Origin of the sequence: Ferrimonas sp. YFM, assembly GCF_030296015.1 — a bacterium.
In the GTDB taxonomy this organism is placed as follows: Bacteria; Pseudomonadota; Gammaproteobacteria; order Enterobacterales; family Shewanellaceae; genus Ferrimonas.
The window spans coordinates 3628702-3648899 of the sequence record NZ_AP027368.1 but is presented as its reverse complement, the minus strand read 5'-3'; the positions used below and the strand labels follow the sequence as shown (position 1 = coordinate 3648899).

Here is a 20198-nt window from a genome sequence, read left to right as displayed (position 1 = left end):
AACATGCGGTAACGAATTTGCGCAATAGATCAGCTTAGGTAGCAGTTCACACTTTTCATTTGCAACTTTAAGCGGTTGATTTAAGAGGGGCTTTATCAGATGTTTTTATTAAAAAAGCATTTTAAGTTATGATTGCTTTACCCCCTAATTTTGTTCATTTTGAGCTTAACTAAGTGTGTAAGTTTTTGATGGTAATAGGAAAAGTGCGGCCATCCCTGTTAAGTTCAGGTAATGGCCGCGTTTTTGGTGTTAACTGGTCAGATCTGGGATGTTGACGAACTGTTTCAGTGAGTCCGGGTTGGCGAGGGCGTCGGTGTTGTTGACCGCCTCTCCATGCACCACTTTTCGCACTGCCAGCTCCACCAGCTTGCCAGACAAAGTTTTGGGCAGTTCTGACACCTGGACGATCTTCGCCGGCACATGACGGGGGGTGGTGTTGGCGCGGATGGTGCGGCAAATGGTGTGCTTCAGCGTGTCGTCCAACTGTAATCCACTCTTAAGCACCACGAACAACACCACTCGAACGTCATCCTGCCACTGCTGACCTATGGCCAGACTCTCCAGTACCTGCTCCACCTTTTCCACCTGGCGGTAGATCTCCGCGGTGCCGATGCGCACCCCGCCGGGATTGAGCACCGCATCGCTGCGACCATGGATGATGAGGCCCCCTTGTGGGGTGGTTTCGGCGTAGTCGCCATGGGCCCAGACATTGTCGAAGCGGGCGAAGTAGGCATCGTGATAGCGAGTGCCGTCCTCGTCCCCCCAGAAGCCCACAGGCATAGAAGGGAAGGGAGCGGTGCACACCAACTCGCCCTTTTCACCCTGGAGTGCCTGTCCCTGCTCGTCAAACACCTGGACCTTCATCCCCAACCCCAGGCACTGAAGCTGTCCCCGGTAGACCGGCTTGGCCGGGTTCCCCAGGGCAAAGCAGGAGACGATGTCGGTACCGCCCGAGATGGAACTGAGGCACAGCTCCTGCTTTATCTCCTTATAGATAAAGTCGAAGCCTTCATGGGCCAGGGGAGAACCGGTAGACAGCAGGGCCTTGAGGTTGTCCAGCCTGTGGTGACGGGCGGGGAAGTACTCCGCCTTCTCCAGGGCGGCTATATACTTGGCACTGGTGCCAAAGATGCTCACCTCCTCCTGCTCGGTCAGTTGCCACAGCACTTCGGGACCCGGGGCGAAGGGACTGCCGTCGTACAGCACCAGAGTGGCGCCCACCGCCAGGCCGCTGACCAGCCAGTTCCACATCATCCAGCCGCAGGTGGTGAAGTAGAACAGCACATCCTCCCGGTGCAGGTCGGTGTGCAGCCGGTGCTCCTTGAGGTGTTGCAGCAGGGTGCCGCCGGCGCCGTGGACGATGCACTTGGGTTTGCCTGTGGTGCCGGAGGAGTAGAGTACATACAGAGGGTGGTCGAAGGGCAGGGGCTCAAACTTCAGCGAGCGGGCCTCGTTGTCCAGGGCCTGACTCCAGGCCAGGGCCAACGGGGAGTCCACTTCTGCGGTGTTATCGAAGGCGGGCACCACGATGAGTTGCTCCAGGGAGTCGATGGCCTCGGCTATCTGGGTCAGTTTGTCGCTGCAGTCGATCACCTTGCCGTTGTAGCGGTAGCCGCTGGCGCCGATGAGGACCTTGGGACGGATCTGGCCGAATCGGTCCAGTACGCCGTTGAAGCCGAAGTCCGGTGAGCAGGAGCTGAAGGTGGCGCCCAGGCTGGCCGCTGCCAGCATGGTCACCACGGTCTCGATGCGGTTGGGCATAAAGGCGGCGACTCGGTCCCCGGATTCGACTCCCAGGCCACGCAGGTGGGCGGCCAGTCTGGCCACCTCATGATAGAGCTCATTGTAGGAGAGGGCGACCCGGTTGCTGGCTTCGTCCCGGTAGACCAGGGCGATGCGGTCATCCCGGTAACGCAACAGGTTTTCGGCGAAGTTAAGCCTGGCTTCGGGGAAAAAGCGTGCCCCCGGCATCTTGTCGGCGTCGGCCAGCAGGGTCTCACCCACGGTGCCCTGAACACCGAATCGCTGCCAGATCTCCCGCCAGAAGAGGCCGGGGTGGTCGACGCTCCAACGATGCAACTGGTCATAGTCGGTCAGGTTCAGCCCCAGATCCCTATTCAGGTCTTCGCGGAACTGCTCCATCTGGGTGGCACTGCGCCGCGCCTGTGACGGTTGCCACAATGGGCTGTTACTCATCCCTGCTTCTCCTTGTGTTTGGCCAGCCAGGCCTGAGCCACCCGGCTGGTGGGGGCTTTATTCAGGCTGCGGCAGATCTGCGCGCCTGCCAGCACCAGGGCGTCCAGGTTGACCCCGGTGTCGATCCCCATCCCTTCCAACATATAGACCAGATCCTCGCTAGCCAGGTTACCGGAGGCACCGGCGGCATAGGGGCAGCCCCCCAGGCCGGCTACGGCACTGTCGAAGGTGGTGATCCCCAGCTCCAGGCAGGCCAGTACATTGGCCAGGGCCTGGCCATAGGTGTCGTGGAAGTGCAGGGCCAGGGCCGAGACCGGCACCTGTTGGGCCACCGCCGCCACCATGGCTTTGGCCTTGGCCGGGGTGCCCACGCCTATGGTGTCCCCCAGGGAGATCTCGTAGCAGCCCATCTGATACAGGGTCTGGGCCACTTCCACCACCTTGGCCACCTCAATGTCGCCCTCATAGGGACAACCGAGCACGCAGGAGACGTAGCCACGCACCGGCACATTGGCTTCCCGGGCGGCGGCCATCACCGGCTGGAAGCGCTCCAGGGACTCGGCCACGGAGCAGTTGATGTTACGCTGACTGAAGCTCTCGGAGGCGGCGCCAAACACCGCCACCCCGTCCACCCCTACGCTCAGGGCCGACTCCAGGCCACGGAGATTGGGGGTCAGGGCGCTGTACCGCACCCCCGGTTGGCGGTTGATGCGGCTGAACAGCTGGTCGGCGTCCGCCATCTGAGGCACCCACTTGGGGGAGACGAAGCTGCCCGCTTCGATCTCTTTGAGGCCAGTCTGGCTCAGGGCATCCACCAGGGCGATGCGCTGCGCCAGGGTGACCCCGGCTTCGTTTTGCAGGCCGTCTCTGGGGCCTACCTCGACGATTTTTGCTTGGTTCATTACTCCTCCGCCGCTTCCAGGGCCACCAGGGAGACACCGTCGCTCACCTGCTGGCCCGGGGAGAAGGGCAGGGCGGTGACCTTGCCGGCATAGGGCGCGGTGATGGTGTACTCCATCTTCATCGCTTCCATCACCAGCAGGGACTGGCCCGCTTCCACCTGCTGTTCCAGGTCGCACAGCAGCGCCACTATGGTGCCGTTCATCGGTGCCTTCAGCGAGTCCTCCCCCTCCTCGTCGCCGGACTGGGTGCCGTGACGAACCTGGGTAAAGCGCAAGGGACCGTCGGGCAGGAACAGGGTGATCGCTTCGTGGCAGCGCTCATAGGGCCAGTGACACAGATGACCATCCAGCTCCATGCGGATCTGCTGCTCATCCAGGTCGGCCACCACGGAGTGTTCCTGATCATCCAGAGTCAGGGTGAAGGCGGGCCATTCGCCTCTGAGGTTGAGGCTGTAACGTTCGCCATGCTCATCCTCCAGCTGGTGCCCCAGATGGGCGCGCTGATTGAGGCGGAAGCCGACGGCGCTCTGCCAGGGTGAGTGCTCCGCATCTGGGCGGCTGGCCACCAGGGCAGCGGCGATGGCCGCCCGCTGACGTAGGTCATCGGCCTTGGTCAGCATAGGGTAGTGACGCTCGATAAAGCCGGTGTCCAGCACCGCGTTTCTGAAGTCATCATGGGCGACGATGCGGGCCAGAAACGCCAGGTTGCTGGTGACCCCCGCCAGCTGAGTCTGGCGCAGGCCACGAATCATCTGGGCGATGGCCTGGCTGCGGTTGTCGCCATAGGTGATCAGCTTGGCGATCATCGGATCGTAGTGGGCACTGATGCTGTCTCCGGCGACCACGCCGCTGTCCAGGCGCAGGCTGGCCGGCACATCGAAGCGGGTCAGGGTGCCGGTGGCGGGCAGAAACTCCCGCTGGGGGTCCTCGGCGTAGAGGCGCACCTCCAGGCTGTGTCCGGTCACCTGAACCTGAGATTGCGCCAGGGGCAGGGGCTCGCCGGCGGCCACCCGCAGCTGCCACTCCACCAGATCCTGGCCGGTGACCAGCTCGGTAACCGGGTGTTCCACCTGCAATCGGGTGTTCATCTCCATAAAGTAGAAGCGCCCCTGCTCATCCAGCAGAAACTCCACGGTACCGGCGCCCACGTAATCGATGGCCTGGGCGGCGCGGCAGGCGGCCTCGCCCATCTCCTGGCGCAGGGCGTCGCTTAGGCCGGGGGCCGGAGCCTCCTCCACCACCTTCTGATGGCGTCGCTGGATGGAGCAGTCCCGGTCGGACAGGTAGACGCAGTTCCCCTGGGTGTCGGCAAACACCTGCACCTCCACATGGCGGGGGGCCGACAGGTAACGCTCCAGCAGCAGGGTATCGTTGCCGAAGGCGGAGGCGGCTTCCCGACGGGCGGTGGCCAGAGCCTCGGCCAGCTCATTGGCCTGATTGACGATGCGCATCCCCTTGCCGCCGCCGCCGAAAGCGGCCTTCACCAGCAGGGGGTAGCCAATCTTGCTGGCCTCATCGGTGAGGCAGTCATCACTCTGGTCCTTGCCGTGGTAGCCGGGCAGCATGGGCACGCCGGCATCGGCCATGATCACCTTGGCAGCGCTCTTGGAGCCCATCTTGTCGATGGCGTCGGCGCCAGGGCCAATAAAGCGAATGCCCGCGGCTTCGCAGCCCCGGGCAAATTCGGGGTTCTCGGAGAGGAAGCCGTAGCCGGGGTGGATGCCGTCCACACCGTGGGCCTTGGCCAGCTCGATGATGGCCTCACCGCGCAGGTAGGATTCGGTGGCCGGGGCCGGGCCCAGCAACAGGGCCTCGTCGGCCATCAGCACATGCTGGGCGCTGCGGTCCGCTTCGGAGTAGACCGCCACAGTGGCGATGCCCAGCTCCCGGCAGGTGCGTATCACCCGGCAGGCGATCTCGCCCCGGTTGGCGATCAGTACTTTGGTCAGCATCAATTCTCTCCTTGCCAACTGGGGGGACGCTTATCGAAGAAGGCGCCCAGCCCCTCCTGCCCTTCGTCTGAAACCCGGATGCGGGCAATGGCCTCGGCGGTCAGCTGCGCCAGGGCTTCATCGAAGGGGTGTTGTTCTATGGTGTGCAGCAGGGCTTTGCAGGCCTGCATCGCCTTTGGACCGTTACCCGTCAGGGTGGCGATCATCGTCTCGCCTTCGGCAGACAGGTCGTCGCATACCTGGTGCACCAGCCCCAGGCGGAAAGCGGTGTCGGCGTCGAACTGTTCGGCGCTGAGCATAAAGCGCCGGGCCTGACGCTGCCCCATGGCGCGGGCGACAAAGGGGCTGATCACCGCGGGGATCAGTCCCAGCTTGACCTCGGAGAGGCAGAAGCGGGCCCGGGGGGAAGCCAGGGCGATGTCGCAGCAGGCGATCAGGCCCAATGCCCCGCCGAAGGCGGCGCCGTCCACCAGCGCCAGGGTAGGGCTGGGGAAGCGATCCAGGCTGTGCATCAGCCTGGCCAGTTCCCTGGCGTCGCGGATGTTGCTCTGCTCATCCAGATTTACCTGGCTCTTCATCCAGGCCAGGTCGGCGCCGGCGGAGAAGTGCTTGCCGTTGGCGGCCAGCACCAGCACCGTGGGGGGCTCTTTGGCCAGGTGAGCCAGGGCCTGGTTCAGCTCCTGGATCATGGTGTCGCCGAAGGCGTTGTGTTTGTCCGGCCGGTTCAGGGTCAGTCGGGCGACGCCGCCCTGGCGGCTCAGGGTCAGATACTGAAACTCCATGGGCTCTCCTTACATGCGGAACACGCCGTAGCGGGTCTCTTGGGCCGGGGCGTTCATGGCAGCGGTCAGGGCCAGGCCCACCACTTCCCGGGTCTGGGCCGGGTCGATGATGCCGTCGTCCCACAGTCTGGCACTGGCGTAATAGGGGTGTCCCTGACGCTCATACTGCTCGACTATGGGTTGCTTGAAGGAGGCCTGGGCCTCGTCGCTCCAGCTCTCCCCCTTGCGGGCGAGGGCGTCGGTGCGCACCTGGGCCAGAACGTTGGCCGCCTGCTCACCGCCCATCACCGAGATGCGGGCATTGGGCCACATCCACATCATGGTGGGGTCGTAGGCGCGGCCACACATGCCGTAGTTGCCGGCACCGTAGCTGCCGCCGATCACCACGGTGAACTTGGGCACCCGGGCACAGGAAACCGCGGTCACCAGTTTGGCGCCGTGCTTGGCGATCCCTTCGTGCTCATACTTCTTGCCCACCATGAAACCGGTGATGTTCTGCAGGAACAGCAGGGGGATGTTGCGCTGGCAGCACAGCTCGATGAAGTGGGCGCCCTTGAGGGCCGACTCGGAGAAGAGGATACCGTTGTTGGCCAGGATCCCCACCGGCTGGCCATAGAGCTTGGCGAAGCCACACACCAGGGTGGCGCCATAGCCGGCCTTGAACTCGTCGAAGTCGGAATCGTCCACCAGTCGGGCGATCACCTCCCGCACCTCGAAAGGCTGCTTAAGGTTGCTGCCGACGATGCCGTAGAGCTCATCACTGGGGTAGCGGGGCGGCAGGATGGGGGTATCCGCCAGAGCCTGTTGGCGTTTGTGGTTGAGACGGGCCACCGACTGGCGGGCCAGCTGCAGCGCGTGCTCGTCGTTCTCCGCCAGGTGGTCGGCCACCCCGGAGATCTGGGTGTGCACCGCGCCTCCGCCGAGCTCCTCGGCGGTGACCTCCTCGCCGGTGGCCGCCTTCACCAGCGGCGGTCCCCCCAGGAAGATGGTGCCCTGCTCGCGGACGATGATCGATTCATCCGCCATGGCGGGCATATAGGCGCCCCCGGCGGTACACAGGCCCAGCACCACGGCGATCTGCGGGATCCCCTTGGCGGACATGTTGGCCTGGTTGTAGAAGATGCGGCCGAAATGGTCCTTGTCCGGGAACACCTCATCCTGGCGGGGCAGGAAGGCGCCACCGGACTCCACCAGATAGATGCAGGGCAGGTGGCACTTCTCGGCGATCTCCTGGGCCCGCAGGTGTTTCTTGACGGTCAGGGGGTAGTAGGTGCCCCCTTTTACCGTGGCGTCGTTGGCGACGATCATGCACTCGACCCCAGAGACCCGGCCGATGCCGGCGATCACCCCGGCGGCGGGGACATTGTCTTCGTAGCAGCCATGGGCCGCCAACTGGCTTATCTCCAGGAAGGGGGCGCCGGGATCAAGCAGTCGCTCGACCCGCTGGCGGGGCAACAGTTTGCCCTGGCCCAGATGCTTGCTGCGGGCACGCTCGTTGCCCCCGGGAAGAATGGCGTCCAGGGTGGCCTTGAGGTCGGCCACCAGATCCGCCATGGCATTGTGACGGGCCACAAAGCCCGCGTCCTGCCGATTGATGCTGGAACGGAGTATGGTCACGTTAGTCAGTCCTTAACTGGCGGGGCCCAGAGGCCCCGCTCCATGGGATCAGTCGGTTTCGTTGAACAGTTCGCGGCCGATGAGGAAGCGGCGGATCTCCGAGGTCCCCGCGCCGATCTCATACAGCTTGGCGTCCCGCAGCAGGCGGCCGGTGGCGTACTCGTTGATGTAGCCGTTGCCCCCCAGCAGCTGGATGGCATCCAGGGCCAGCTGGGTGGCCAGTTCGGCGGAGTAGAGGATGGCTCCGGCGGCGTCCTTGCGGGTGGTTTCTTTGCGGTCGCAGGCCTGGGCGACGGCGTAGACGTAGGCACGGGAGGCGTTGGAGCGGGTGTACATGTCTGCCACCTTGCCCTGGACCAGCTGGAACTGACCAATGGCCTTGCCGAACTGCTCCCGCTGATGGATGTAGGGCACCACCTGATCCAGGCAGGCGGCCATGATCCCCAGGGGGCCACCGGAGAGGACGACCCGCTCGTAATCCAGGCCGCTCATCAGCACGTTGACCCCTTTGCCGACGCCACCGAGGACGTTTTCAACGGGGACTGGGGCATCCTGGAACACCAGCTCACAGGTGTTGGAGCCGCGCATCCCCAGCTTGTCCAGCTTCTGGGCCTGGGTGAAGCCCGGGGTGCCTCGCTCGACGATAAAGGCGGTGATCCCCTTGGGGCCGGCATTCAGGTCGGTTTTGGCGTAGATGACGTAGGTGTCGGCGTCTGGACCGTTGGTGATCCACATCTTGTTGCCGTTGAGAATATAGTGGTCACCCTCGAGGCGGGCGGTGAGTTTCATGGAGACCACGTCGGAGCCGGCGTTGGGCTCGCTCATGGCCAGAGCGCCCACGTGCTCGCCGCTGACCAGTTTGGGCAGGTATTTGGCCTTCTGGGCCTCGGTGCCGTTGCGGTGGATCTGGTTAACGCACAGGTTGGAGTGGGCGCCGTAGGAGAGGCCTACGGATGCGCTGGCCCGAGAGATCTCCTCCATGGCGATGACGTGGGCCAGGTAGCCCATGTTGACGCCGCCATACTCCTCGGAGACGGTGATCCCCAGCAGCCCCATCTCGCCCATCTTTTGCCACAAATGGCTGGGAAAGGTGTTGCTCTGGTCTATGTCACTGGCCAGAGGGGCGATTTCGGCCTGGGCAAAATCCCGTACCGAGTCTCGCAGCATCTCCAGCGTATCGTCCAAGCCAAAGTTGAAATTGGGTTGGTAAAGGCTCATATCTTCTCCCCTTGGGTCCTTGTGGGCAGCAAGACTGGCGGCGCTCCGGCCGCAAAAAGAGGGACCGCTTGTTATGTGTGAAACACTAGGTTTCTGCGGTTAGCTCTTCCAGTGCCTGCTTACATTGCTGTTCGGCGGAGCTGAGTTCCATCATCACCACCTTGATGTCGTCCATCTGTTGCTGAAGATCGGCCTTCTTGGTTTCGATCAGCTCCAGCATGGTTTGCAACTGGGTGCCGCTGCTCTTGTCGGCGTCGTAGAGATCAAACAGGCGACCGGTTTCCGCCAGGGAGAAGCCCAGGCGTTTTCCCCTGAGGATCAGCTTCAGGCGCACCTTGTCCTGCAGGCTGTAGATGCGGGTCTGCCCCCTGCGCGCAGGGCTGAGCAAGCCCTGATCTTCATAGAAGCGAATGCTGCGCGTGGTGATGTCGAACTCCCGGGCGAGATCGCTGATGGAGTAGGTCACGCTGCCCTTTTCTTGGTTCTGAGTCATGGTGGTACCGGTCTAAAATCACTTCCGTTCACCATATAGGAAGTTTACGTAAAGGTAAAGTTGTTAAGGGGGTGTTAGCCCTTGGTCGAATGGGGCACCGCTCTCCCTTTTGATACAAATTCAGGGGAGAGTGTGAATTCGACCAGGGAGGCAAAGATGCCGTTGGACAAGGTCAGACAGATGCAGACGCAGGCGTGGCAGGATCCTCAGGGATTCTGGAGCCAGGCTGCCCAGACAATTACATGGATGAAACCGGTGGACCGGGTGCTGGACGACAGCCAGGCCCCCTTCTACCGCTGGTTTCCGGACGCGACCCTGAACACCTGCTACAACGCGGTGGACAGGCACGTGGAGGCGGGCTTTGGTGAGCAGACGGCCATTCAGTACGTCAGCCCGGTGACCGGCACCGAGCGTGCCGTCAGCTATGCTGAGCTGCAGCAGCAGGTGGCCGCCTTTGCCGGGGCCCTCAAGGGGCTGGGCATCGGCAAGGGTGACCGGGTGGTGATCTACATGCCGATGATCCCGGAGACCGCGGTGGCGATGCTGGCCTGTGCCCGGTTAGGCGCGATCCACTCGGTGGTGTTTGGCGGCTTCGCCCCGCCGGAGCTGGCCAGCCGCATCGACGATGCCCAGCCCAAGCTGGTGATCTCCGCGTCCTGTGGCATTGAGCCTTCAGGGGTGATCCCCTACAAGCCGCTGCTGGATGCGGCCCTGGCCCAATCTCAGCACCAGGTGGCCAGTACGGTGATCTTTGCCCGTCCCCAGTGTCAGGCGGAGTTACAGGAAGGACGGGACTTCGACTGGCAGGCGCTGGTGGAGTGCGCCGAGCCTGCAGAGTGTGTGGAGGTGGGGGCCGATGATCCCCTGTATATTCTCTACACCTCAGGCACCACAGGCCGCCCCAAGGGGGTGGTGCGTGACAATGGCGGTCATGCGGTGGCGCTGGCCTGGTCGATGAAAGCGATCTACAACATCGACCCCGGCGATGTGTTTTGGGCGGCGTCCGACGTGGGCTGGGTGGTGGGTCACTCCTACATCGTCTATGGGCCGCTGCTGGCCCGGGCCACCACCATCCTCTATGAGGGTAAGCCTGTGGGCACCCCGGATGCCGGTGCCTTCTGGCGGATCATCGACAAGTACAAGGTGAAATCCTTCTTTACCGCGCCCACCGCCATCCGCGCCATCAAACGGGTGGACGCCGGTGCCAGCCTGTTGGAGGGGGTCGACATCAGCTCCCTGCAGGCGCTGTTCCTGGCGGGGGAGCGCTGCGACCCGGATACCCTGAATTGGGCAGCGGACATGCTCAAGGTGCCTGTGGTGGATCACTGGTGGCAGACCGAGACCGGCTGGTCCATCTGCGCCAACCCCATGGGGATTGCCCCCCTGCCCATCAAGGCGGGCTCTCCGGCATTGGCGGTGCCCGGCTATCAGGTGGAAGTACTGGATGAAGAGGGCACCCCAGTGGCGCCCAATCAGAGCGGTGCCATCTCCATCAAGCTGCCCCTGCCTCCCGGGACCCTGATGACCCTGTGGAACAACGATGACCGCTACCGCGACGGTTACCTGGCCCGCTATCCCGGTTATTACCTCACCGGCGATGCCGGCTACATGGATGAGCAGGGCTACCTCTATGTGATGGGGCGGGTGGACGACATCATCAACGTGGCGGGTCATCGCCTTTCCACCGGTCGCTTCGAGGAGGTGTTGTCTCACCACAACGCCGTTGCCGAGGCGGCGGTGATCGGCATCAACGACAGCCTCAAGGGCCAGCTGCCCCTGGGACTGGTGGTGCTCAAGCAGGGGATGGACAAGGATTTGGAGACCATCAAGAAGGAGCTGGTGGCCCTGGTGCGTGCCGAGGTGGGGGCGGTGGGGGCCTTCAAGCTGGTGGGGGTGGTGGAAAAACTGCCCAAGACCCGCTCGGGTAAGATTCTGCGCGGCACCATGCGCAAAATTGCCAATGGTGAGGCGGTGAAGACGCCGGCCACCATTGAAGATCCCCAGGCGCTGCTGGTGATCAGCCAGGCCCTGGCGCAGATGGGGCTCAATACCCCGGAGCAGCCGGTGCTGGATCTCTCCTAGGATTGCGTCAGCGGCCCATAGAAAAAGAGGTGCCATCAGGCACCTCTTTTTTTTTTCGTTTGGATCAGAAGCTGGTGCGCTTGTAGCGGCGGTATTCCGGCTGCCAGAACATCCCCTCAATCTTGTCCTTGAGGTCGACGTTTTTCATCAGTTTGGCGACGCCATCGCGCATGGCTGCCTGGGCCACGGCAAAGGCTATTTGCTTGCTGACCTCCTGGATCTCCTCCAGGGGCGGCAGCAGGGCGCCCTCACCGTCGTTGGCCAGGGGGGAGCACTCCGCCAGGGCGCGGCTGGAGGCCATCAGCATGGTGTCGGTGACCCGCTCCGCCTTACAGGCCAGCACACCCAGGCCGACCCCGGGGAAGATGTAGCTGTTGTTGCACTGGGCGATGGGGTAGGTGGCGTCGTCCAAGATCACCGGGTCGAAGGGGCTGCCGGTGGCCACCAGGGCCTGGCCGTCGGTCCAGCGCAATATGTCTTCCGGCATCGCTTCCACCCGGCGGGTGGGGTTGGACAGGGGGAAGACGATGGGGCGGGGGCAGTGCTTGTGCATGGTGCGGATCACCTCTTCGGTGAACAGCCCCGGGGCACCACTGACGCCGATAAGGATGGTGGGCTTGGCGTGCTCCATCACCTGCAGCAGGGAGACGCCGCTGCCCTCTTCACTCCAACCCTGGGTCTTCTCCAGGCTCTGGGTCAGCTTCTGCTGGAAGGGCAGCAGGTTGGGCATTCCCTCCTGCAGCAGGCCCCAGCGATCCACCATATGCACCCGTGCCCGGGCATCACTATCCTCCAGGCCCTCGGAAACCATCTGGGCGATGATCGCCTCGGCGATGCCGCAACCGGCGGAGCCGGCGCCGAGGAAGGTGACGGTCTGCTCCTTGAGCTGGGTACCGGCGGCCTTACAGGCGGCCAGCAGCGAGCCGACGGTGACCGCGGCGGTGCCCTGGATGTCGTCGTTAAAGCAGCACAGCCGGTCTTTGTAGCGTTCCAGCAGGGGCATGGCGTTCTTCTGGGCAAAGTCTTCGAACTGCACCAGGGCGTCGGGCCAGCGTCGTTGAACGGCGCTGAGCACCTCCTCGACGAAGGCGTCGTACTCCTCGCCTGAGATGCGCTTGTTGCGCCAGCCCATGTAGATGGGGTCATTGAGCCGCTGCGGGTTGTCGGTGCCCACATCCAGCACTATGGGCAGGGTGTAGGCAGGACTGATGCCGCCACAGGCGGTGTAGAGGGAGAGTTTGCCGATGGGGATCCCCATGCCGCCGATGCCCTGGTCCCCCAGACCCAGAATCCGTTCACCGTCGGTGATTACGATCACCCGGACGTTGTGGCGGGTGGCGTTGTTGAGGATGTCGTCGATCTTGTCCCGGTTGGGGTAGCTGAGCATCAGCCCCCGGGCGCGGCGATAGATGTTGGAGAACTGCTCGCAGGCCTCGCCGACCGTGGGGGTGTAGATGATGGGCATCATCTCGCTGATGTGGTTGTTCACCAGGCGATAGAACAGGGTCTCGTTGGTGTCCTGGATGTTTCTCAGGTAGACGTGCTTGTCCATGTTGTTGGTGAAGTGCTGGAACTGCTGGTAAGCCCGTTCTGCCTGTTCCTCGATGGTTTCGATGGCGTGGGGCAGCAGGCCGTTGAGGTTGAAGGCTTCGCGCTCCTCCTCACTGAAGGCGGAGCCTTTGTTCAGCAGGGAGGTCTCCAGCAGCACGGGACCGGCATAGGGGATATATAGGGGGCGTTTGTTGTCTTCCATCGGCATGATTTTGTTTGTTGTTTTAGACCTTGCATAGTGTACCTCAATTGAAGGCCCGCCGTGACCCAGATCACTGCTTCTGGGGAAATTAGTTTTGTGCCACAAAAAAGGGCTGTGTCCTAAGTAACTGTTGAACCCCACCCAACAGCTTCGAACAGACACTGCTCAGAGCTGGGCCGGTACTTATGCCGGTCCAGCATTCTGTGCCAGCCCAAGTAGTTTCCTAAATACTTGGTCGCCACCCCTTTAAACCTTGATATCCACCCTTTCAACCGGCTGTCGTAGGCGTTTACGTTCTGGATGTGGAAGGGACCTCGCCTGCGCGGACCTGATGCCTTGATGGGCTCGTGTCTGATTCTCTTTGATTTTGCGTAAGACAAATATACGCCAGCACGGTCAGTACACAGACAGGCATCCTTATCCAAAATCGAGTCCAAAGCCGTCGTGACATGTGCTGCATCCAGTTTCTTCAGCATGTAGTCCGCCGTCTTACCCGACCTATCGCGCACTATCAGGACCGATACCTGGTCTTCACTACCACCGCCTTTGGTCTTGCTAACACCACCACGCTGACGCGCTGGCCAGGGAAGGTTTCGTTGCCCTTTGTACGATTTCAAAAAGAAGGTTTCATCGGCTTCAACAATGCCGTGTTCCTTTTCAGGTCGCATGTCAGCTATCAATTTCAGAAATCGATGTCGCCACAGAAACGCAGTGTTTTTATTAACTTGGCATTGGGCTGCAGCTCGGCGAACGGTCAAGCCATCGTTCAAGCAAAGTGCGTACTCCAACCAGCGTTCGCGCATGCGTAATCGTGCCAAAGGCGTGCCCGTTAAGGGGTTAGAGGTTTTGCCACAGGCACGGCACCGAAATCGAGGCAGGCCATGGCTTGAGCCCCAAGGGCGTAGAGCTTCCTCGTGGCAATGTGGACAATCTTTAGGATGGTTTTCAATGAGTAGCGCTACGACGGCAGGAGCATCGAAGCGCACATGAGTAAGGAGCTGTTCTCGTTGACTGGGCGTAAGCTCAGGCAGGGAACGCAGGATACGGGCAAAAGCTGAACTATCCATAACGGGCCCTCTCTATCAAAGAGTTACCCTAATTATAGAACCTCAACAGTTAACGCAGACACAGCCCAAAAAAGGGGCTCAACTGAGCCCCTGATGAGTGTCGTATTCAAGCCTCAAAGGGCCAGCAGCAATCCGCCGGAGGCCAGGCCGGAGAAGATCATGGTGAGCTTGGCGGTGCGGCCCAGCAGCGGGTTGAGGGCGGCGCCCTCGGTGCTGGCAAACTCCATGGCCAGGGCCTTGGCCATGGGGATGGAGGCGGCACAGGCGGCCACGGTGGCGCCCGGCAGCATCCCCATCAGCCAGCCCAGGGTCACCATCAGGTAGGGGGCGGCGATCAGCATCTGGTACAGCAGTTGGGAGCGCTCCAGCCCAAGGCGTACCGCCAGGGTGTGCTTGCCCGCCTTGATGTCTGTGGTGCGATCCCGGGTGTTGTTCACCAGCATGATGGCCGCATTGAGCAGACCCACGGCACTGGCCAGCAGCCAGGCGCTGGCGTCCGTGGTGCCGGTCTGGATGAAGTAGCAGCCGACGACGGCTACCAGCCCGAAATAGACGTAGGCGGCGATCTCGCCCAGGCCGTGTGAGGCCAGGGGGTAGGGGCCACCTGAGTAGCACAGGGCACCGGCCAGGGCGAACAGGGCCAGGAAGGCGATGGGCCAGCCGCCGACGAAGATCAGGTACTGGCCGATCAGGGTGGCAATGGTCAGCGAGAGGATCATGCCATTGCGCACGGCGGTGGGGGAGAGCAGCCCCTGCTGGGTGACCCGGGTGGGGCCCAGGCGCTCATCGGTGTCCACGCCGGACTTGAAATCGAAGTAGTCGTTGGCCAGGTTCACGCCGATCTGCAGCAGTACGGCGCAGACCATGGAGGCAAAGGCGACCAGGGCGGAGAAGTCCTGATGATAGAAAGCCAGCACATTGCCCACCAGAATGGGCCCGATGGCCGCGGGCAGGGTGCGGGGGCGAATCGCCATCATCCAGTAACTCAGTTTCATAGGGTCTCTTGATTTGGTTATGACCGCATTATTGTACCTCTAAAGCGAGGAGATTCATCGTCTGCAGCGGGGGCATGTGATCCCGGTAGAGAATCCAGTATCGGCAACGGTTTTACCCTGGCAATTGTACGGATATTAACCCATTGTTTTGAATAGGAGTTACACCAGTTTATTGGGAGGACAGGGATGAAGGAAACGGGCTCAATTCGCTTTGATGATCAGGTGGTTGCCATCAGTGGTGCCGGTCGCGGCCTGGGTCGGGCCTTCTCCCTGGCTCTGGCGGAGCGCGGTGCCAAGCTGATCCTGCTGGACAATGGTTGTGACAGCCGGGGGCAGGGCAGAGACCCGGCCCTGGTGCACGAAGTGGCGGCCCTGATGCAGGACCTGGACGGCGAAGCCCTGCCCATGTGCGTGGATGTCACCGATTATCAGGCACTCTCCGAGGCACTCGCCGCAGGCATCGCACACTTTGGCCGCCTCAACGCGGTGGTGGCCTGTGCCGGCATCCTGATCCCTCAGCAAGCCCCCTGTGACCTGGATGAGTACCGGCGGATGATGGAGATCAACCACTTCGGCACCGTCAATCTGGTGCACGCCGCCATGGAGCAACTCCAGGCCAACAGGGGGCACATCGTGGTGTGCAGCGGCTTCTCTGGCCTCTATGGCGATCGGGACCTGGGCGGCTATGGCGCCAGCATGATGGCCAACCGCGGCTTTATGCTGTCCGTGGCTCAGAGGATGGAGGAGGCGGGGATCCGTTGCAACGCCCTGTGTCCTTCGGCTTCCACCCGAATGGTGGAGAAGCTCTATACCGGAGAGCAGCACCAGAAACTGCAGATCAGCGCCGTGGTGCCGGCCCTGCTCTATCTGCTGTCGCGGGATGCGCCCAATGGCGCCACGCTGACGGCGGCGGCGGGGCAGTTTACCCTGGCCAGAACCGTGGAAACCCATGGCATCAGGTTAAAACCGGAGAACCTGCGTCCGGAGGAGTTGTGCCTGGCCTGGGATGAGCTGGACTCCGAATCTGTGGTTACCCCCTATCCCTCGTTTCGGGAGCGAGTCCGCCGCCTGTTCCAGCGTTGACCCTGAGTTGTGCCCTTGGGTACCCTGTGGCCTTTGTCACTGAATTTGGGACCCATCAATGTCCAATTCTCTCGATACCCTGCTGCAGATAATGGATCTGGAGCAGCTGGAAGAGGGGCTGTACCGGGGCCAGAGCGAAGATCTGGGTTTCGGTCACCTGTTTGGCGGCCAGGTGCTCGGTCAGGCACTGGCGGCGGCCACCCGAACGGTGGACTCGGCGCGCGAGATCCACTCCTTCCACTCCTACTTCCTGCGTGCCGGCGACCTCAATCGTCCGGTGATCTACGAGGTGGAGAACATGCGCGACGGCGGCTCCATCAGCACCCGTCGGGTCAGCGCCATTCAGCATGGCCGTCCTATTTTCCACCTGACCGGCTCCTTCCACCACCTGGAGCCGGGATTTGAGCATCAGGCTCAGATGCCTCAGGTGCCGGGACCCGAGACCCTGCCTAACCAGTTTCAACTGGCTGAGGGGATGCGCGGTAAGGTGCCCGATGCGGTGCTGGACATCTATCTGAACAACACCTCCATAGAGATCCGTCCGGTGGACCCCATCAACCCGCTGAAACCCACCCCCAGGGAGCCGGTTCGGCACATGTGGATGCGGGCCAACGGTACCCTGCCGGCGGCCCCGGTGCTGCACAGTCACCTGCTGGCCTACGCCTCGGATCTCAATTTCCTGGTGACCGCCGCCCAGCCCCATGGGGTGTCCTTCCTGACACCGGGGATCAAGATGGCCACCATAGATCACTCCATGTGGTTCCACCGCCCGGTGGCGTTTGACCAGTGGCTGCTCTACAGCGTGGACTCCCCCAATGCCATCAATTCACGGGGACTGGTGCGGGGGCAGATCTTCAATCAGGCCGGGGAGTTAGTCGCTTCCACCGCCCAGGAGGGGCTGCTTAGGCAGAAATCACGATAGTGTGAGTTATCTCACCAAAAAAGCGCGTCTTAATGGCGCGCTTTTTGATAGAGTTTGTCGTTCCGCGAAAGCGGAATCCCGGATGAAGGTAATAGGAGAGAGACGCTCTGCGTCCGCCGAAGAAGTAAATCTTTCAGGCGTCGGCTTGGCCGGCATGGACTGTTACTGGACGGGCCTCTGGAGAGTTCCATTGACTTGGACGCCGAAGGCGCAAGCCCCGCGCTCCCTTGGGAGACGGTGGTCAAACGCTCAGGCAAAAGGACAGGGTGCAAGATAGACGCTTTACCTCCTTTCACAGGACGGATCCTCGATCCGTTTCTCAAGCATGGTTCTCCTCTGTGTATTTTAGTTGTCGCACTGAGGAAGACATCAAATGAACGAACTACATACTGCCCTCTCCACCCTCAGCAGCTGGGTGTGGGGTCCACCGCTATTGATTCTGCTGGTGGGCACCGGGGTCTACTTCACCGTCAAGCTCAAGCTGATGCAGGTCCGCCGTCTGCCCATGGCCATTGGCCTGATGCTCAAGCCCAGGGATGCCCAGGGCGACATCAGTTCCTTCTCCGCCCTGTGCACCGCTCTGGCCGCCACCATAGGTACAGGTAACATCGTCGGGGTGGCCACCGCCATCAAGCTCGGCGGTCCTGGTGCCCTGTTCTGGATGTGGATGGCGGGCTTTGCCGGCATGGCCACCAAGTACGCTGAGTGCATGCTGGCGGTGAAATACCGCCGTCAGGATGAGCGTGGCCAGCAGGTGGGCGGCCCCATGTACTACATCCTCCACGGTACGGGTAAGGCGTGGCTGGCGAAGATGTTTGCCTTCTTTACCCTTGGGGTAGCCTTCTTCGGTATCGGTACTTTCCCCCAGGTGAATGCCATCGTCGATGGCGCCCGCATCGCCTTCTCTGTGCCTGATTGGCTGTCCATGAGCCTGCTGGCGGTGCTGGTGGCCATGGTGACTCTGGGTGGGGTACGCCGCATCGCTGCGGTTGCCACCGCCCTGGTGCCCTCCATGGCGCTGTTTTACGTGGTGGCCTGTGTGATGCTGCTGGGCGCCAACTGGCAGGCGGTGCCTGCGGCAGCGGCCCTGGTGGTGGAAGCGGCCTTCACCCCTCAGGCTGCCGGAGGCGGTTTTGCCGGTGCCACGGTGATGATGGCCATCCAGTTCGGTATCGCCCGTGGGGTGTTCTCCAACGAATCCGGCCTGGGCAGTGCGCCCATGGCGGCGGCGGCGGCGCGCACCAACTCGCCGGTGGAGCAGGGGCTGGTGTCCATGACGGGGACCTTTTTCGATACCATCATCATCTGCACTTTGACCGGCCTGGCCCTGGTGGTGACCGGCGCCTGGCAGGGAGAACTGGCTGGAGCGGCCATGACCTCGTCCGCCTTCACCTCAGGCCTGTCGGCCACTGTGGGGCAGCAGGTGATCACCCTGGCCCTGCTGTTCTTTGCCTTTACCACCATCCTGGGCTGGAACTACTACGGCGAACGGGCGGTGTTGTTCCTCTGGGGAGAGCGTGCCCGTCTGCCCTATCGCTGGGTCTTTGTCGCCCTGGTGGCGGTCGGCGGCCTGTTGCAGCTGGACATGATCTGGTTGTTGGCGGACGTGGTCAACGGCCTGATGGCGGTGCCTAACCTCATTGCCCTGCTGCTGCTGCGCAAGGAGGTGGTGGGGGATACCCTGGCCTATTTCGAAGCGCGTAAGCCGATGGCGGTGCAGCCTCAGGTGGGCTAAATGGCTTAGCATCCGCGGATTTGATATAAAGGCTCCTGAATCAAGGAGCCTTTTTTATGTTGAGAATCCTCAGTATCTTGCTGTTTTCCCTGTTCCTTAACGGGTGTGTGACCGTGGGGGATGCCAAGCCCGAAATGGTCAGCGTCACCGGTGTGGCAGGCGCCGAAGGGGTCTCTCTGTTGCCTCAGGGCGCGGAGCTCACCGTAGCCATCATCGATGCCAAGGTGCGGGGAGCCATTCTTGCCCAGAAGAACTTTACCGTGGCCAAATTGCCGGCCCTGTTCCAGTTCAAGCTGCCCAAGCAGGCGATTCGTGAGGAAGCCGATTATCTGGTGGTGGCCATGGTCAAGCTGGATGAGAGGTTGTTACTGCAAAGTTACGAACGCTTCCCGGTGATCAACAATGGTGAGACCGTAGTGACGGTCACCATGGAACCGGCACGGTGATGTCAGTCGAAATCTTTCATATGAGATGAAACTTATTATCCGCAAGATTTGCGCCAGGGCACCATGGGGTGCCCTTTTTTGTGCCCGAGTGAGATCTGGATCGCTTTTCAAATCATTTGAGGGGTGGTAGGGAGAAAATAGATTTTCAAAGTCTGTTTTAGATCAAAAAATCGCTACCTCTTAATTGGTACAGTCCGTCGCAACTTGTTGGAAAAACGTTTGAATTTAGTTTCCGACTATTCATGGAGTGATAAAAGATGATGAAGCAAACCCTGATCTCAGCCCTGGTTCTGGCCTCCCTCTCTGCCCCCGCCTTCGCCGCTCGCGAAGCCGGCGACTTTATTGTTCGTGCCGGTTGGGCGCAGGTAAATCCAGATGAGTCTTCTGAGCCCGTCGCCACCTTCGGTGAGTTCAACGTGGATGAAGACAACCAGCTGGGCCTGAACTTTACCTACATGCTGACCGACGCCTGGGCGGTTGAAGTCCTGGCGGCAACCCCGTTCAAACACAACGTGGGTCTGGGTCCTGTGGGCACCATTGCGGAGGTGACTCACCTGCCACCGACCGTGATGGCTCAGTACTACTTCGGCAGTGACAAGATTCGCCCCTACATCGGTGCCGGCATCAACTACACCTACTTCTGGGATGAGGAGTTCACCAACGATCTGGATGGGGCCCTGACCGATCTGGAACTGTCTGATTCCTGGGGGCTGGCGGCTCAGGTGGGCATCGATTACGAGCTGAACAACAACTGGCTGATCAACGCGTCCATCTGGTACATCGACATCCAGACCGACGTTGATTTCAAGCTGGGCGGAGATTCTGTCAGCATCGAAACCGACATCGACCCCTGGGTGTACATGGTGTCCGTGGGTTACAAGTTCTGATTTGCTAGCGCAATAGCACAGAAAAACGCCGGCTTATGCCGGCGTTTGTTGTTCTTGAGTACCTGAGC

General features: G+C 61.6%; 16 protein-coding genes and 1 riboswitch. Of the genes, 6 read left to right on the top strand and 10 right to left on the bottom strand.

Annotated features, from left to right (window positions below; genetic code table 11):
* Nucleotides 1-249: 249 nt before the first annotated feature.
* From QUE41_RS16820 to QUE41_RS16790, 7 genes are all read right to left on the bottom strand, one after another.
* Nucleotides 250-2196: an acetoacetate--CoA ligase gene (locus QUE41_RS16820; RefSeq protein ID WP_286340145.1), complete on the bottom strand. Its 1947-nt coding sequence runs from the start codon at nucleotides 2194-2196 to the stop codon at nucleotides 250-252.
* Nucleotides 2193-3098 (bottom strand): hydroxymethylglutaryl-CoA lyase, encoded by a 906-nt coding sequence (locus QUE41_RS16815; protein WP_286340144.1) that lies wholly within the window; start codon nucleotides 3096-3098, stop codon nucleotides 2193-2195. The genes QUE41_RS16820 and QUE41_RS16815 overlap by 4 nt, the downstream gene beginning before the upstream one ends.
* The gene (locus QUE41_RS16810) at nucleotides 3098-5050 is read right to left on the bottom strand and encodes an acetyl/propionyl/methylcrotonyl-CoA carboxylase subunit alpha (RefSeq protein ID WP_286340143.1); all 1953 of its coding nucleotides are present in this window, start codon (nucleotides 5048-5050) and stop codon (nucleotides 3098-3100) included. Before QUE41_RS16810 ends, QUE41_RS16815 begins: the two co-directional genes overlap by 1 nt.
* The gene (locus QUE41_RS16805) at nucleotides 5050-5832 is read right to left on the bottom strand and encodes an enoyl-CoA hydratase-related protein (RefSeq protein WP_286340142.1); all 783 of its coding nucleotides are present in this window, start codon (nucleotides 5830-5832) and stop codon (nucleotides 5050-5052) included. The genes QUE41_RS16810 and QUE41_RS16805 overlap by 1 nt, the downstream gene beginning before the upstream one ends.
* Nucleotides 5833-5841: 9 nt before the next feature.
* On the bottom strand, nucleotides 5842-7449 hold the full coding sequence (locus tag QUE41_RS16800) for a carboxyl transferase domain-containing protein (RefSeq protein WP_286340141.1): 1608 nt from the start codon (nucleotides 7447-7449) through the stop codon (nucleotides 5842-5844).
* 48 nt (nucleotides 7450-7497) lie between these two features.
* Complete coding sequence (locus QUE41_RS16795) at nucleotides 7498-8667, bottom strand: isovaleryl-CoA dehydrogenase (protein WP_286340140.1); 1170 nt, start codon at nucleotides 8665-8667, stop codon at nucleotides 7498-7500.
* Nucleotides 8668-8752: 85 nt separating this feature from the next.
* On the bottom strand, nucleotides 8753-9160 hold the full coding sequence (locus tag QUE41_RS16790; protein WP_286340139.1) for a MerR family transcriptional regulator: 408 nt from the start codon (nucleotides 9158-9160) through the stop codon (nucleotides 8753-8755).
* 132 nt (nucleotides 9161-9292) lie between these two features.
* On the opposite strand from QUE41_RS16790, the gene QUE41_RS16785 reads away from it, so the two are divergent.
* The gene (locus QUE41_RS16785; protein WP_286340138.1) at nucleotides 9293-11242 is read left to right on the top strand and encodes a propionyl-CoA synthetase; all 1950 of its coding nucleotides are present in this window, start codon (nucleotides 9293-9295) and stop codon (nucleotides 11240-11242) included.
* Between the two features lie 64 nt (nucleotides 11243-11306).
* Here QUE41_RS16785 and QUE41_RS16780 read toward each other — a convergent pair whose 3' ends face one another.
* From QUE41_RS16780 to QUE41_RS16770, 3 genes are all read right to left on the bottom strand, one after another.
* Nucleotides 11307-12995 (bottom strand): NAD-dependent malic enzyme, encoded by a 1689-nt coding sequence (locus tag QUE41_RS16780; protein ID WP_286340137.1) that lies wholly within the window; start codon nucleotides 12993-12995, stop codon nucleotides 11307-11309.
* 119 nt (nucleotides 12996-13114) lie between these two features.
* Nucleotides 13115-14062 carry an IS1595 family transposase gene (locus QUE41_RS16775; protein WP_286340136.1) on the bottom strand — a complete coding sequence of 316 codons (948 nt, stop codon included), beginning with the start codon at nucleotides 14060-14062 and terminating at the stop codon, nucleotides 13115-13117.
* A 113-nt stretch (nucleotides 14063-14175) separates the two neighbouring features.
* A complete protein-coding gene (locus QUE41_RS16770; RefSeq protein ID WP_286342962.1) occupies nucleotides 14176-15051 on the bottom strand; it encodes a 1,4-dihydroxy-2-naphthoate polyprenyltransferase in 876 nt (291 codons plus the stop codon).
* 192 nt (nucleotides 15052-15243) lie between these two features.
* On the opposite strand from QUE41_RS16770, the gene QUE41_RS16765 reads away from it, so the two are divergent.
* From QUE41_RS16765 to ompW, 5 genes are all read left to right on the top strand, one after another.
* Complete coding sequence (locus QUE41_RS16765; RefSeq protein WP_286340135.1) at nucleotides 15244-16140, top strand: SDR family NAD(P)-dependent oxidoreductase; 897 nt, start codon at nucleotides 15244-15246, stop codon at nucleotides 16138-16140.
* Between the two features lie 58 nt (nucleotides 16141-16198).
* Nucleotides 16199-17062, top strand: coding sequence for an acyl-CoA thioesterase II (tesB, locus tag QUE41_RS16760; protein ID WP_286340134.1), 864 nt, complete (start codon nucleotides 16199-16201; stop codon nucleotides 17060-17062).
* A 167-nt stretch (nucleotides 17063-17229) separates the two neighbouring features.
* Nucleotides 17230-17337: riboswitch (glycine riboswitch) on the top strand.
* 98 nt (nucleotides 17338-17435) lie between these two features.
* The gene (locus QUE41_RS16755) at nucleotides 17436-18797 is read left to right on the top strand and encodes an alanine/glycine:cation symporter family protein (protein WP_286340133.1); all 1362 of its coding nucleotides are present in this window, start codon (nucleotides 17436-17438) and stop codon (nucleotides 18795-18797) included.
* 56 nt (nucleotides 18798-18853) lie between these two features.
* Nucleotides 18854-19243 (top strand): YbaY family lipoprotein, encoded by a 390-nt coding sequence (locus QUE41_RS16750; RefSeq protein WP_286340132.1) that lies wholly within the window; start codon nucleotides 18854-18856, stop codon nucleotides 19241-19243.
* Nucleotides 19244-19500: 257 nt separating this feature from the next.
* Nucleotides 19501-20130: an outer membrane protein OmpW gene (gene ompW, locus QUE41_RS16745; protein ID WP_286340131.1), complete on the top strand. Its 630-nt coding sequence runs from the start codon at nucleotides 19501-19503 to the stop codon at nucleotides 20128-20130.
* The last annotated feature ends 68 nt before the right edge of the window (nucleotides 20131-20198 follow it).